12 protein-coding genes are annotated in these 13,411 nt (G+C 74.8%); 5 read left to right on the forward strand and 7 right to left on the reverse strand.

The features are described from left to right. Nucleotides 1-259: 259 nt before the first annotated feature. Complete coding sequence (locus ACIRS1_RS01520) at nt 260-919, reverse strand: response regulator transcription factor (RefSeq protein ID WP_360205342.1); 660 nt, start codon at nt 917-919, stop codon at nt 260-262. Further along, a complete protein-coding gene (locus ACIRS1_RS01525; RefSeq protein ID WP_402835953.1) occupies nt 916-2,241 on the reverse strand; it encodes a sensor histidine kinase in 1,326 nt (441 codons plus the stop codon). The genes ACIRS1_RS01520 and ACIRS1_RS01525 overlap by 4 nt, the downstream gene beginning before the upstream one ends. A 254-nt stretch (nt 2,242-2,495) precedes the next feature. On the opposite strand from ACIRS1_RS01525, the gene ACIRS1_RS01530 reads away from it, so the two are divergent. The 4 genes from ACIRS1_RS01530 to ACIRS1_RS01545 all read left to right on the forward strand — a co-directional run bounded on the left by ACIRS1_RS01530 (nt 2,496) and on the right by ACIRS1_RS01545 (nt 6,289). Further along, nucleotides 2,496-3,416, forward strand: coding sequence for a translation initiation factor IF-2 (locus ACIRS1_RS01530; RefSeq protein WP_402835955.1), 921 nt, complete (start codon nt 2,496-2,498; stop codon nt 3,414-3,416). 151 nt (nt 3,417-3,567) lie between these two features. Further along, entirely contained in the window at nt 3,568-4,581 is a 1,014-nt protein-coding gene (locus ACIRS1_RS01535) for an aldo/keto reductase (RefSeq protein ID WP_402835956.1), read from the forward strand. A gap of 97 nt (nt 4,582-4,678) precedes the next feature. Then, nucleotides 4,679-5,266 (forward strand): TetR family transcriptional regulator, encoded by a 588-nt coding sequence (locus tag ACIRS1_RS01540; RefSeq protein ID WP_402835958.1) that lies wholly within the window; start codon nt 4,679-4,681, stop codon nt 5,264-5,266. A gap of 105 nt (nt 5,267-5,371) precedes the next feature. Continuing rightward, nucleotides 5,372-6,289 (forward strand): ADP-ribosylglycohydrolase family protein, encoded by a 918-nt coding sequence (locus ACIRS1_RS01545; protein WP_402836297.1) that lies wholly within the window; start codon nt 5,372-5,374, stop codon nt 6,287-6,289. A 150-nt stretch (nt 6,290-6,439) separates the two neighbouring features. Here the strand turns inward: ACIRS1_RS01545 and ACIRS1_RS01550 are convergent, their stop codons facing one another. Continuing rightward, the gene (locus ACIRS1_RS01550; protein WP_360205325.1) at nt 6,440-6,706 is read right to left on the reverse strand and encodes a GlsB/YeaQ/YmgE family stress response membrane protein; all 267 of its coding nucleotides are present in this window, start codon (nt 6,704-6,706) and stop codon (nt 6,440-6,442) included. Nucleotides 6,707-7,028: 322 nt separating this feature from the next. On the opposite strand from ACIRS1_RS01550, the gene ACIRS1_RS01555 reads away from it, so the two are divergent. After that, a complete protein-coding gene (locus ACIRS1_RS01555; protein WP_402835960.1) occupies nt 7,029-8,273 on the forward strand; it encodes a glycosyltransferase in 1,245 nt (414 codons plus the stop codon). Between the two features lie 115 nt (nt 8,274-8,388). On the opposite strand, the gene ACIRS1_RS01560 is transcribed toward ACIRS1_RS01555, so the two are convergent. The 4 genes from ACIRS1_RS01560 to hydA form a co-directional block, all read right to left on the reverse strand. Then, entirely contained in the window at nt 8,389-8,952 is a 564-nt protein-coding gene (locus ACIRS1_RS01560; RefSeq protein ID WP_402835962.1) for a hypothetical protein, read from the reverse strand. Nucleotides 8,953-9,189: 237 nt separating this feature from the next. Beyond that, nucleotides 9,190-10,734 carry an NCS1 family nucleobase:cation symporter-1 gene (locus ACIRS1_RS01565; RefSeq protein ID WP_402835964.1) on the reverse strand — a complete coding sequence of 515 codons (1,545 nt, stop codon included), beginning with the start codon at nt 10,732-10,734 and terminating at the stop codon, nt 9,190-9,192. A gap of 36 nt (nt 10,735-10,770) precedes the next feature. Further along, entirely contained in the window at nt 10,771-11,793 is a 1,023-nt protein-coding gene (locus ACIRS1_RS01570; RefSeq protein WP_402835966.1) for a TIGR03842 family LLM class F420-dependent oxidoreductase, read from the reverse strand. A gap of 186 nt (nt 11,794-11,979) precedes the next feature. Beyond that, nucleotides 11,980-13,410 carry a dihydropyrimidinase gene (hydA, locus tag ACIRS1_RS01575; RefSeq protein WP_402835968.1) on the reverse strand — a complete coding sequence of 477 codons (1,431 nt, stop codon included), beginning with the start codon at nt 13,408-13,410 and terminating at the stop codon, nt 11,980-11,982. Between the last annotated feature and the right edge of the window lies 1 nt (nt 13,411).

Genomic DNA, 13,411 nt, shown 5'->3' on the forward strand with positions numbered 1-13,411 from the left:
TGGCGGCGCACCGTCCGGTCGGTGGATGGGTCGGTGGATGGGTCGGTGGACGGGTCGGTGGACGGGTCGGTGGACGGGTCGGTGGACGGCCGGTTGGCGGCGTCCTCGGTTCCACGCGGCGAGCGGCACGCACCGGACGATGTCCGGCGCGGACCGAACGTGGCTCCCGCCCCACGCGGTTCCCACGCATCCGCCCACTGCCCCCGCCCGGCCACCGGGCGGGCCGTCGAGGTCGGCCGGCCCGGCCCCGCGGTCGGGTTCAGCCGCCGTCCTCCACCATCCCGGCGTCCCGGGCGAGCAGCGCCGCCTGGACCCGGTTGCCGACCCCGAGCGCGGTGAGGATCCGGCTGACGTGCGCCTTGACGGTGCTCTCCCGCATACCGAGGGCGCCGGCGATCTCCGCGTTGGAGAGCCCGTCGGCGAGTTCGCGCAGCACGTCCGTCTCGCGCGGGGTCAGCCCGGCGATCCGGTTGCGGGCGGCCACGGACCGGGGCGCGCCCGTGCGGTGGTAGCGGTCGATGAGGCGGCGGGCCGCTGCCGGGTGCAGCATCCCCTGGCCGGCGGCGACGACGTGGACGGCCCGGGCGATCTCGGCGGGTTCGGTGTCCTTGAGCAGGAAGCCGTCGGCACCGGCGGCGAGCGCCTGGTAGACGTACTCGTCGAGGTCGAAGGTGGTGAGCGCGATCACCCGCGGGGGCTCCGGCAGTTCGCGCAGCCGCCGGGTGGCGGCGATGCCGTCGAGCCGGGGCATCCGGATGTCCATGAGGGCGACGTCGATCCGCCGGCGGCGGGCGAGTTCGACGGCCTGCAGCCCGTCGGCCGCCTCGGCGACGACGGTCAGGGCCGGGTCCTGGGCCAGGAGGTCGACGAGGCCGAGCCGCACCAGTGCGTCGTCGTCCACGACCATCGTGCGGATCATGAGGCGTCCTCCGGCTTCGGGGCGGGGGGCTGGGCGGGGATCGGGGAGGGCCCGCCGACCACGGGCCGTACGGGGGCCGGGGCCATGTCCGCGGCCGGAGCCGAGACTGCGGCCGGCGCCGGGTCGGGCGGACGCTCGGGAGCGGGCAACCGGGCGGAGAGCCGGAAGCCGCCCCCGCCGTCAGGGCCCGCGTCGAGCCGTCCGCCGAGTGCGCCGACCCGTTCGGTGAGCCCGACCAGGCCGTACCCGCCACCGGTGACCGGACCGTTCGCCGAGGCCGCGCCCGGCCCGTTGCGGACCTCGACGGTGGTGGCCGGGGCCCCGTAGCGGACCAGCACGGTGACGGGCGCGGCCGGCGCGTACTTGCGGGCGTTGGTCAATGCCTCCTGCACCAGCCGGTGCACGGCCAGGCGGTGCGTGGTGGGCACCGCCTCCGGATCCCCGGCGAGGGCCAGTTCCACCTGCTGCCCGGCCGAGACCGCCTCGCCGACGAGTTCGGTGAGGTCGCGCAGGGCGGGTGCCGGGACGCGGTCCGCCCCGGCGGACCCCGGCGGCCCCTGCCCGGCGGCCGGTGGCGGCGCGGGGTCGGCGCGCAGGGCGCCGAGGACGTCGCGCAGGTCGTCGAGCGACCGGGCCGCGGTGGTGCGGAGCAGTTCGAGGCGGTGGGCGAGCCGGTCCGGGTCGTCGGCGACGGTACCGGCGAGGGCCTGGTCGCGCAGCACCCCGGCGTGCAGCACCAGCAGGCTGAGGCGGTGGGCGAGCACGTCGTGCATCTCCCGTGCGATCCGGGCGCGTTCGGCGGACCGGGCCTGTTCGGCACGCAGTTCGCGCTCGCGGCGCAGCACGTCCACCTGCTCGTGCAGGGTGCGGATCAGCACCCGACGGCCGTGCAGCCACAGCCCGACGGACAAGGTCGCCGACTCGACGAGGAGTTGGGAGCCGGTGGTGCCGGCCCAGCCGATCAGCGAATCGGCACGGGCGGCGCTGACCAGGGCGATGACGGCGCCGCCGGCCGCGGCCGGGCCGGTCCGGCCGAGGGAGGCGAGGTGGTAGACGCTGAACAGGCCGGGGAAGGCGCGGTTGAACAGGCCGCCGGTGAGCACCGGCAGGACGGCGGAGGCCACCGGGTGGCGCCGGGCGAACACCAGGGAGAGCGCGGCGAGGGCGGCCAGTACGGTACGGACGAGGCGCAACGGTCCTTCGGCGTGGGTCCATTGGAAGAGGGACTCCTCGACGGCGAGGCCGAGGATGCCGAGCAGCAGCACCGTGTCGGCCGACGGCCGACGACCCGGGCCGTACCAGCCCAGCCGGGCTGTGTGCATCGGGATCCTCCCGTCCTCCGGCTCCCGCTCCTGCCCTCCCGCCCCGCCCGTGCGTTCCCCGCGTCCTTCCCGGCGCTCTCCCCGCTCTCCCCTGCCCTCCCGCACCCGCTCCGCGGACGTCCGGCTCGATGCTAAGGGCGGGCGACGGCCGAGCGCCCCCTCCTCCCGGGCACCCGCACCCTCGACTTTCGTCGGAGGCCGGCGCGGCTGCCCGGCCGATCCCCGCCCCGGCTCCGCTCCCTAGCGTCGTCGACATGACGACTGGTCAGCTCCGCACCCGCCCCGGCTCCTCCGCCCCCTCCGCCCCCTCCGGCCCGCCCGGATCTCCCGGCTCGCCCGACGGATCCGAGGCCGGTGGCTCCGGCATCCCGTCGCACGGTTCACCGTCCGGCGGCGACCGTCTGCTGTTCCTCGTCGAGGCACTGCGCACCTTCCACGACACGGGGGCGCTGGCGCCGAGCGGCGCGGATCTCGTGAACGCCCTGGTGGTGCCGGCCACCAGTCGCCCGGACCGGCCCATCTCGGTCCTGGAGGTCGGTGCCGGGACGGGTGTGGTGACGCGACGCCTGGCCCAGGTGCTGCGCCCGGGCGACCGGCTGCACGTCGTCGAGGCCAACCCCCGGTTCGCCGCCCGGCTGCGGGCGGACCCGGACCTGGCCGAGCCCCGTACAGGGGTCGCGGTGCGACTGTCGGCCTGCCGGGTGGAGGAGCTGGCGCGGTGGCGCCCGTCCGCACCGGAACGACCGGACGGCGCGCGCGGGGCGGTCGGCAACGGCACCGCGGACGGCGCCGGGGGCGGGACCGCGGGCGACGGCCGGGCCCGGGCGGCGGCCGAGGGCGAGCGGTACGACGTGATCGTGTCCGGCCTGCCGTTCACCAACTTCGAGCCGGCGCAGGTGCGCCACCTCCTCGACCTCTACCTGCGCCTGCTGCTGCCCGGCGGCGAGCTGACGTACTTCGGGTACCTCGGCACGACCGCGGCCCGGACCCTGGTGGCGGGGCCCCGCCGGGGTGCCCGTCACCGTGCGGTGGTGCGGCTGCTGCGGCAGTTCGAGGAGGCGTACGGGCTGGGCGGGCGGACCGCGTGGCGCAACCTGCCGCCGGCCCGCGCCCACCTGCTGCGCTCGCCCGGCGGGCGGGAGGCCGGGACGGCGCCGACGGACGCCCCCGGGTGACAGATGACAGCCGACAGATTTCAGATGACAGATTTCAGATGACAGACGACGGCGAACAGATTTTGAAATCTGTTCGCCGTCGTGCCATAGTGGGACGCGGGTCACCCCGCCCTCGCCCGCCCCGGCGCCGCACCCACCCCTGGAGCCCCCCGTGTCCACCACCTCCCGCCCCGCACAGCGCACCCTCGGCACCTCCGGCCCCGTCACCTCCGCCCTCGGCCTCGGCTGCATGGGCATGTCCGACCTGTACGGGCCGGCCGACGAGGCCGAGAGCGTCGCCACCATCCACGCCGCACTCGACGCCGGGATCACCCTCCTCGACACCGGCGACTTCTACGGCATGGGCCACAACGAGCTGCTGATCCACGAGGCCCTGCGCGGCCGGGACCGCGACAGCGTGCAGATCAGCGTCAAGTTCGGCGCCCAGCGCAGCCCGGACGGCCAGTGGCTCGGCTACGACGCGAGCCCCGCCGCCACCAAGACGGCGCTCGCCTACACGCTCCGCCGCCTGCGCACCGACCACATCGACGTCTACCGCCCGGCCCGGCTGGATCCGAACGTCCCGGTCGAGGAGACCATCGGCGCCATCGCGGACCTGGTGAAGGCCGGCCACGTCCGTCACATCGGCCTGTCCGAGGTCGGCGCGGACACCCTGCGCCGCGCCGCCGCCGTCCACCCGATCAGTGACCTGCAGATCGAGTACTCGCTGATCTCCCGCTCGATCGAGGCGGCCGTCCTCCCCACCGCCCGCGAGCTCGGCATCGGTGTCACCGCCTACGGCGTCCTCTCCCGCGGTCTGCTCAGCGGCCACTGGAACCAGGACCGCCCGCTGGCCGGCACCGACTTCCGCGGCCACAGCCCGCGCTTCCAGGGCGACAACCTCACCCACAACCTCGCCCTCGTCGAGGCGCTGCGCGGGGTGGCCACCGCGAAGGGGGCGAGCGTCGCGCAGGTCGCCATCGCCTGGGTCGCCTCGCGCGGCGAGGACGTCGTCCCGCTGGTCGGCGCGCGGCGCCGCGACCGCCTCACCGAGGCGCTCGGCGCGCTGGACGTCACGCTCACCGCCGCGGACCTGGCCGCCATCGAGGCGGCCGTGCCGGCGGGTGCGGCGGCGGGCGACCGCTACGCTGCCGCCCAGATGGCGCACCTGGACAGCGAACGCTGACCGGTGCTCCCATCGGAGCACACCGGCCGGAACCGGTCCGACCCCGGGCCCGGCACCGCACCGCCCCTGAACGCACGACCCTAAGGACGGCCTCCCCGTGACCACGGACACCACACTCACCGCCGAGCAGATCCTGATCGCGGCGGAGGACGTCCTCCGGCGGTTCGGCCCGGCCAAGGCCACCGTCGTGGACGTCGCCCGGATCCTCGGTGTCAGCCACAGCAGCGTCTACCGCCACTTCCCGAGCAAGGCCGCGCTGCGCGAGGCGGTCACCCAGCGCTGGCTCGACCAGGCGCACCACGAGCTCGCCTTCATCTCGACCGAGCCTGGCCCGGCCGCCGAGCGGCTGCACCGGTGGCTGGTGACGCTCTTCGCGGCCAAGCGGAAGAAGGCGCTGGACGACCCGGAGCTGTTCGCGACGTACATGGTGCTGGTCGAGGAGAACAGCCGCACGGTCGACGCGCACATCGAGACCCTGGTCGGCCAGATCGCCCAGATCGTCCAGGACGGCATGGAGGGCAAGGAGTTCAAGCTCGCCCACATCCTCTCCACGGCCCGCGCCGTCTTCGACGCCACCGCCCCGTTCCACGACCCGGCCTACGCGTCCACGTGGTCGGAGCCGACCGTCGAGGACCGTTTCGAGGCGCTCTGGAAGCTCATCGTCGGCGGGCTGCTCGCCAAGTAGGACGCGTCACGGCCCGGCGGGCCGGGCGCCGGAGGGAATCCGGTGGCCGGCAGACCGGGCCGTCCGGCAGACTGCCGCGCAGGTTGATCTCACTTGGAGGATGACATGCGCGCGGCCCGGCCGGTTCTGGACAGTCTGGAGGGGCTGGCCCTCGGCGACGCCTTCGGCGACCGGTGGTTCTCCGCCCCGCCCGACGAGGCACCCTCGGCACTGGCCGCCCGCCGGATCCGGCCCGCCCCCTGGCACTGGACCGACGACACCGCGATGGCCCTGGTGCTCGTGCGGCACCTGGTGGACCACGGCGAGGTCCGGCAGGACGCGCTGGCGCGGGAGTTCGCGCAGGAGTACGCCCGCGAGTACGGCCGCAAGTACGGCCCGTCGATGCACCGGGTGCTGCGCGGGATCGGCGCCGGCGAGGACTGGCGCACCGTCACCTCCGGCCAGTTCGAGGGCCAGGGCTCGTACGGTAACGGCGCCGCGATGCGGGTCGCCCCGCTGGGCGCCTGGTTCGCCGACGACCTCGACGAGGCCGCCCGGCAGGCCGAACGGCAGGCGCTCACCACACACTTCCATCCGGAGGCCGTCGCCGGCGCCGTCGCGGTCGCCCTGGCCGCGGCCCTCGCCGTCCGCAGCCGGGGCGAAACCCCGCCCGACCGGGCCGAGTTGCTGACCGAGGTCGCCGGGCGGCTGCCGGACGGCGACGTGCGCTCCGGCCTGCGGATCGCCGCCCGGCTGCCCGCGCACACCAGCGTCCGGCACGCCGCCACGGTGCTCGGGTCGGGCCTGTCGATCTCCGCCCCGGACACCGTCCCGTTCGCCCTCTGGTCCGCCGCGGGCCGGCTCGACTGCCTGCCGGAGGCGGTCTGGCACACCCTCGGGGGCTGGGGGGACATGGACACCACCTGCGCGATCGCGGCCGGGGTGGTCGCCGCCCGCACCGGTCTCGGGCAGGTCCCGGCTGCCTGGTCGGCCGCGCGCGAGGCGCTCCCGGGCTGGACCGCCGAGTCGGCGGCGCCGAACTGAGCGCAGGCCCGCCGCGGGCCCACTACGGACCTACGACGGGCCTACGGCGAGCCGACGGCTGGCCTGTGCATGCGACCGCGACATGGCCAGAGGCCAGGCGGCGGTGCCGGGCGGGGCACGAGTCCACCGCCGCCCGGCTCACCGCGGGCCCTAACGCCGCGAACTGCCGAACAGCAGCCGGTAGACGATCAACAGCACCAGGGCGCCACCGATGGCCGACAACCAGGTGGCCATGTCGAAGAAGTGCGCCGTCACCGACCTGTGCAGGAAGTGCGACGCGATCCAACCGCCGACGAAGGAGCCGGCGATGCCGATCAGGGTGGTCACGATCAGGCCGCCCGGGTCCTTCCCGGGCAGCAGCAGCTTGGCCAGGGCCCCCGCCACCAGGCCAAGCACGATCCACGCGACGATGCTCATCTGTCCCTCCCGTTCGCGGCGCGACGGCCCCGTCCCGCCGCTCTGCACCGGAGGACGCCACCCGCCCGGCCCGCGGTTCCGGCGCCACCACCCCCGCGACACCGACCGGCGACACGCACCGGCGACACGCACCGGCGAGACCGGCAGGCGACACGGCAGGCGACACGGCAGGGCGCCCCGCACCGGCCCGACCAGTCCGGAGCCGCCCCTGGCCCGGCTTCGAACCGGCCCCTTCCGGCACACCCGCCCGACGGGCCCCGCGGGCCTCTGCCCCGGGCGTGGCACCCTCCCGCCCGGGCGCCCGCGCCGGGATACTGCCGCCATGCGCATCCTGATCGCCACCGCCGGCTCCCGGGGCGACGTCGCCCCGTTCATCGGCCTCGGTGTCCGCCTGCGAGCGGCCGGCCATCAGGTGGCCGTCGCCACGCACACCACCTTCACCGCGCCGGTGCGCTCCGCCGGGCTCGAGTTCCGCCCGCTGCCGGTCGACCCGCGCGAGGAACTCGCCTCCTCCGACGGGCAGCGGCTGCTGCGCGCCGGCAGCGGACCGTACGCGATCCTGCAACTGCTGCGCCTGGGGCGGAGGTTCATGCCGGCCCTCGGCGAGGGCATCGCGGACGCCACCGCGCTGGGCACCGATCTGCTGCTCACCACCAGCACCACCAGTGCGCTGGGCCAGGTGGCCGCGGAGGCCGCCGGCATCCCCAGCATCGGGCTGTACCTCCAACCCCTCTCTCCCACCCGCGAGTTCGCGCCGGCGGTGACCGGCACCCGGTCGCTCGGCGGGCGGGGAAACCTACTCGCGGGGCACGCCGTCCAGGCCGCCACCGACCGGCTGTTCGCCCCGGCCGTCCGCGGCCTGCGCCGCCGCCTCGGCCTGCCCCCGGTCGGCATCGCCCGGGCCCGGCGCAGGCACCCCGTCCTGCACGGCTTCTCGCCCACGGTCGTGCCGCGCCCGGCCGACTGGCCTCCCGGGCTGGACGTCGCCGGCTACTGGTGGCCGGTGCGGGATCCGGACTGGCAGCCCCCGGCCCGGCTGCTCGACTTCCTGGCCGCCGGGCCCGCGCCCGTCTTCGTCGGCTTCGGCAGCCTGGTCGTCCCGGAGCCCGAGCGGCTGACCGCGACCGTCCTCGCGGCGGTGCGCGGCGCGGGGGCGCGGGCCGTCCTGCAGGCGGGGTGGAGCGGCCTCGGCGCCGAGGACTCGGACGACGTCCTGACCATCGGCGACACCCCGCACGAGTGGCTGTTCCCGCGGACGGCGGCCGTGGTCCACCACGCCGGGGCCGGCACCACGGCCGCCACGCTGCGCTGCGGCACGCCCGCCGTCCCGGTGCCCGCCCAGCTCGACGCGCCGTTCTGGTCCGACCGGCTGGCCAGGCTCGGGGTCTCCCCCGGCCCGGTGCCGCTGCACGCCCTCACCGCCCCCCGCCTCGCGGCCGCCCTCCGCCGGGCCGTCGGCGACCCGCGTTACCGCAGCCGCGCCCGATCGGTGGCCGACGTCCTCGCCGGCGAGGACGGCACCGCCAAGGTGCTGGCCGCCGTAGAGCGCGCCGCGCCGCGCGGGTGACCGCTCCCGGCCGCGCGGGTGACCGCTCCCGGAGGAGGCCGCTCCGGCCGGGGCCCCATCACACGGTGGAAACCGCTGCCCGGACGCCCACGGGGGGCGCGTCGGCGCCGCCGCCTCACACGGCGGACTGCAGGGCCTTCGCCTGGTCCGGCGTGAGGTACTTCGACACCCGGATCAGGACCGGGCCGCGCACGTAGTCGTACTCCAGCAGCGCGGGCATGCCCTTGACGATCGCCTGGATGTACTCGGACCTCTTCCTCGCATCGGCCTCGGTCGCGAACACCTCGACGGCCCCGCCGCGGGCCACCGAGTCCGCGCTCTCGCCCTCGACGTCGGCCGGCTTGATCCGCGAGTCGGAGAACGACACCTTCGACACGTACTGACCCGGGCGGCCCAGCAGGTGGTTCGGGTCGTCCTCGGCGGTGTACTGCTTGACGATCTTCAGCGACGGCACGGCCGTTGCCAGCTTGCCGAGCGCGGCCGCCGCGTCCGTCTCCTCCGGGGGCGCACCGACCGCGGCAGGGCCGCCGGCGGACGGAGCAGCAGGCGGAACGGTCGGCGAAGCGGTCGACGGAACGGCGGGCGGAGCAGCGGCCGACCGACTGTCGGCGCTGCTGCCGCAGGCCGCGGTGGCGGCGAGGAATCCGCCGGCGACCAGGATCGGGAGGGTGCGACGCATGGTGTCCTCTGGTACGTGGTGCGGGTGTTGAGCGGACCGTATCGACGCACCGCCGGCCGTGCAGGCGAGTTGACACCTCCGTGACCGCCTCGGGACCTGGACCCGCCTGGGCACCGAACCGCAGGGGCCCGGCCCTTACGACACCGAGCCGCAACGGCCCTCAACGGCGGCCCCCTCGGCACCGAGCCGCAACGGCCCTCAACGGCAGCCCCCAGCGGCGGCCCTCAACGGCGGCCCTCAACGGCGGCCCTCCTCGGCACCGTCCGTTCCCGCCGGACGGCCGCCCGGGAGCGCGCAGAGCAGCAGGTACAACCCGAAGGCCGCCGCGAAGCCGACCGCCCAGCCGTAGTCGGCCAGCGGTTCGAGCGCGGGCAGCAGCCCGTCCGCCGGGAACGGTCCGCCGTGCGAGCCGCCGACCGCGAGGACGGCCCCGACCAGCAGGGCGAGCACCCCCCGCCAGTTCCATCCGCCCGCGTACCAGTACGCCCCACCCGGCCGGTAGAGCTCGGCCAGCCGCAGCCGGGTGCCGCGCAGCACCCAGTAGTCGGCGATCAGGACCCCGGCCACCGTCCCGAGCATGCCGCCGACCACGCCGAGCCAGGTGAAGATGTACACGTGCGGGTCGGAGATCAGCTTCCACGGGAAGATCGCGATCCCCACGACCCCGGTGATCAGTGCCCCGGTGCGGAAGTCGATGAGCCGGGGCAGCAGGTTGGCGAGGTCGTAGGCCGGCGAGACGACGTTGGCGGCGATGTTCACCGACAGGGTCGCGACCAGGACGGTGAGCAGGGCGAACAGCAGGCCGGCCGGGTTCTCCATCTTCGCGGCGAGCTCGATCGGGTCCCACACGGGTTCGCCGTAGACGGCCTGCGAGCCGGAGGTGACCAGGACGGAGAGCAGCGCGAAGAGGGTCATGGTGGTCGGCAGGCCGAGTGCCTGCCCGCGGATCTGGGCGCGCTGGCTGCCGCCGAAGCGGGTGAAGTCGGGGATGTTGAGCGCGAGGGTCGACCAGAACCCGATCATGCCCATCAGCGCGGGGAAGAAGACCTTCCAGAACTCGCGCCCCCAGCCCAACTGGGAGGGCTGGTCCAGCAGCGGCCCGAACCCGCCCGCCTTGACCGTCATCCACACCAGCAGCGCCAGCGCGCCGACGATCACGAACGGCGCCGCCCAGTTCTCGAACCGCCGCAGGGTGTCCATCCCGCGGGCGATGATGGCCATCTCCAGGAGCCAGAAGAGCAGGAACGAGAGCCACTGCGTCCACGGGTAGCCGCCGAACTGCGCCGCGGTGCTCCAGGACGAGCCGAGCAGTTTGCCGGCGAGCAGGAAAATCCCCTCGCCGCCGATCCAGGTCTGGATGCCGAACCAGGCGCAGGCCACCGCCGCCCGCAGGAGCGCGGGCAGGTTGGCGCCGCGCAGTCCGAACGCGGCGCGGGCGAACACCGGGAACGGGATCCCGTACTTCGTTCCCACGTGCCCGTTGAGCAGCATCGGAACGAGCACCACGAGGTTGGCGACGGCGATGGTGAGCACGGCCTGTTTCCAGTCCATGCCGAGCGCGACCAGCCCGGAGGCGAGCGTCCACGAGGGGATGTTGTGGGCCATGCCGACCCAGAGCGCCAGGAAGTTGTAGGTGGTCCAGGTGCGCCGTTCCACCGGGACGGGTCGCAGGTCGTCGTTGGTGAAGCCGTTGGCTGGCAACCGGCCCGCGGCCGGGTCGAGTTCGACCCGGCCGTCGGGGTGCTGCCGCTGCCCTCCGCCGCCGATCGCGGTCTCGGCCATGGGCGACTCCCGTCTGCGCGAGCGCGGTTGCGGCGGTCAGGACCGGGCGAGGTGCGGGATCACGTCGCTGCCGTAGGCGTCGATGGTGGTCTCGACGGCGTCGTGCATGGCGTAGACGGCGAACTGGTCGACGCCGAGGGAGCGGAGCTGCTCCAGCCGGGCGAGCTGGGCCTGCGGCGGCCCGATGAGGCAGAAGCGGTCGACGATCCCGTCCGGGACGAAGGCGGTGTCCGGGTTCCCGGCCCGGCCGTGGTGGCTGTAGTCGTAGCCCTGGCGGCCCTTGATGTAGTCGGTGAGGGCGTCCGGGACGAGGTCGGAGTGGGCGCCGTAGTGGGTGACCAGGTCGGCGACGTGGTTGCCGACCATCCCGCCGAACCAGCGGCACTGTTCGCGGGCGTGGGCGAGGGCCTCCGGGGAGTCGTCCGCGGTCACGTAGGCGGGGGCGGCGACGCAGATGGTGAGCGCGTCCGGGTCGCGGCCGGCCTCAGCGGCGGCGGAGCGGACCGCCTTGATCATGTACTCGGTGAGGTACGGATCGGCCAACTGGAGGATGAAGCCGTCGGCCTGACGACCGGTCAGCGCGAGCGCCTTCGGCCCGTACGCGCCCATCCAGATCGGGAGCTCGGCGCCGGGCCGCACCCAGGGGAGGTGCATGTCGGTGCCGTCCACCTCGACGGTGCGCCCCTCGGCGAGCTCCTTGACGGCGTGCATGGCCTCGGAGAGCCGGGCGAGGGTGGCGGGCCGACGCCCGGCGACGCGCATGGCGGAGTCGCCGCGGCCGATGCCGCAGACGGTGCGGTTGCCGTACATGTCGTTGAGCGTGGCGAACAGGGAGGCGGTGACCTCCCAGGTGCGGGTGGAGGGGTTGGTGACCATCGGGCCGACGGTCAGCCGCTCCGTCTCCGCGAGGATCCGGCTGTAGATGACGAAGGGTTCCTGCCACAGCACGCAGGAGTCGAAGGTCCAGCCGTGGCTGAACCCGGCCCGTTCGGCGCGGATCATCCGGTCGATGAGCAGGCGGGCGGGCGGGTCGGTCTGCAGGACGAGGCCGATGTCCATGGGTGGCTCCGGGGAGAGGGTGGTGCCGCCGGCCGGGCCGTTGGCGCGGGCCCGGCGGGCGGCGGGATCTGGTCGGCACGGGCTGGTCGGCGGAGGATGGTCGGCGGGGTCTGGTGGGCGATGGCGGGCCGTCGACGGCGGGCTGCCGAGAGCGGCCCGGGCCGGTTCGGGCCGGGTCAGGCCGGTTCAGGTCAGGTACTGGCAGGTGTCCCGGCGCAGGAAGGTGCCGTGGCCGGCCCGGCCGAGCCACTGCCCGTCGTCGAGCACCACGGTGCCGCGTGAGAGCACCGTGCGGGCGCGGCCGGTGAGCCGGCGCCCCTCGTAGGCCGAGTAGTCCACGTTCATGTGGTGGGTGGCGGCGGAGACGGTCTGCACGGCGGAGGGGTCGTAGACGACGAGGTCGGCGTCGGACCCCGGCGCGATGGTGCCCTTGCGCGGGTGCAGTCCGAACATCCGGGCCGGGGTGGTGCAGGCGATCTCGATCCAGCGGCGGCGGGTGATGTGCCCGTCGACCACGGCCTGGTGGAGCAGGTCCATCCGGTTCTCCACCCCGGGAAGGCCGTTGGGGATCTTCGAGAAGTCTCCGCGGCCGAGTTCCTTCTGCCCGACGAAGCAGAACGGGCAGTGGTCGGTGGAGACCACCTGGAGGTCGTTGGCGCGCAGCCCGCGCCAGAGCGCCTCCTGGTGCTCGCGCGGGCGCAGCGGCGTGCTGCACACGTACTTGGCGCCCTCGAAGCCGTCCGCACCGGCCTCGGCGAGGTTGTCGGTGGAGAGGAACAGGTACTGCGGGCAGGTCTCGCCGAAGACGTTGAGCCCGGCGTCGCGGGCCTGCGCCAGCTCGGCGAGGGCGGAGGCGGCGGAGACGTGGACGACGTAGAGCGGGCTGCCGGCGACCTGGGCGAGCTTGATGGCCCGGTGGGTGGCCTCGGCCTCCAGGAGCTCCCGGCGCACCTCCCCGTGGAAGCGGGGGGCGGTGCGCCCGGCGGCGAGGGCCTGCTCGACCAGCACGTCGATGGCGATGCCGTTCTCGGCGTGCATCATGATCAGCCCGCCGTTGGCGGCGCCGCGCTGCATGGCGCGCAGGATCCGGCCGTCGTCGCTGTAGAACACGCCGGGGTAGGCCATGAACAGCTTGAAGGAGGTGGACTCGCCGGAGTCGACGAGGGCGTCCATCTCCTTGAGGACGCCGTCGTTGACGTCGGAGACGATGGTGTGGAAGGCGTAGTCGACGGCGCAGTTGCCGTCGGCCTTGGTGTGCCAGGTGTCGAGGCCCTCGCGCAGCGAGCCGCCGACGGGCTGGACGGCGAAGTCGACGATGGTGGTGGTGCCGCCCCAGGCCGCGGCGCGGGTGCCGGTCTCGAAGGTGTCGGAGGCCGCGGTGCCGCCGAAGGGCAGTTCCATGTGGGTGTGGGCGTCGACACCGCCCGGGATGACGTAGTGGCCGGTGGCGTCGATGACGGTGTCGGCGGTCCAGGCCCCGGCGGCGGTGCTGCCGGTGGTGGCGAGCGCGACGACGCGTTCGCCCTCGACGAGGACGTCGGCGTGGAGTTCGTCGGCGGCGGTGATGACGAGGCCGCCGCGGACGACGGTGCGCTGGTGCGGGTCGCGGGTGGTCATC

Origin of the sequence: Kitasatospora sp. NPDC101176 (assembly GCF_044768035.1) — a bacterium.
In the GTDB taxonomy this organism is placed as follows: Bacteria; Actinomycetota; Actinomycetes; order Streptomycetales; family Streptomycetaceae; genus Kitasatospora.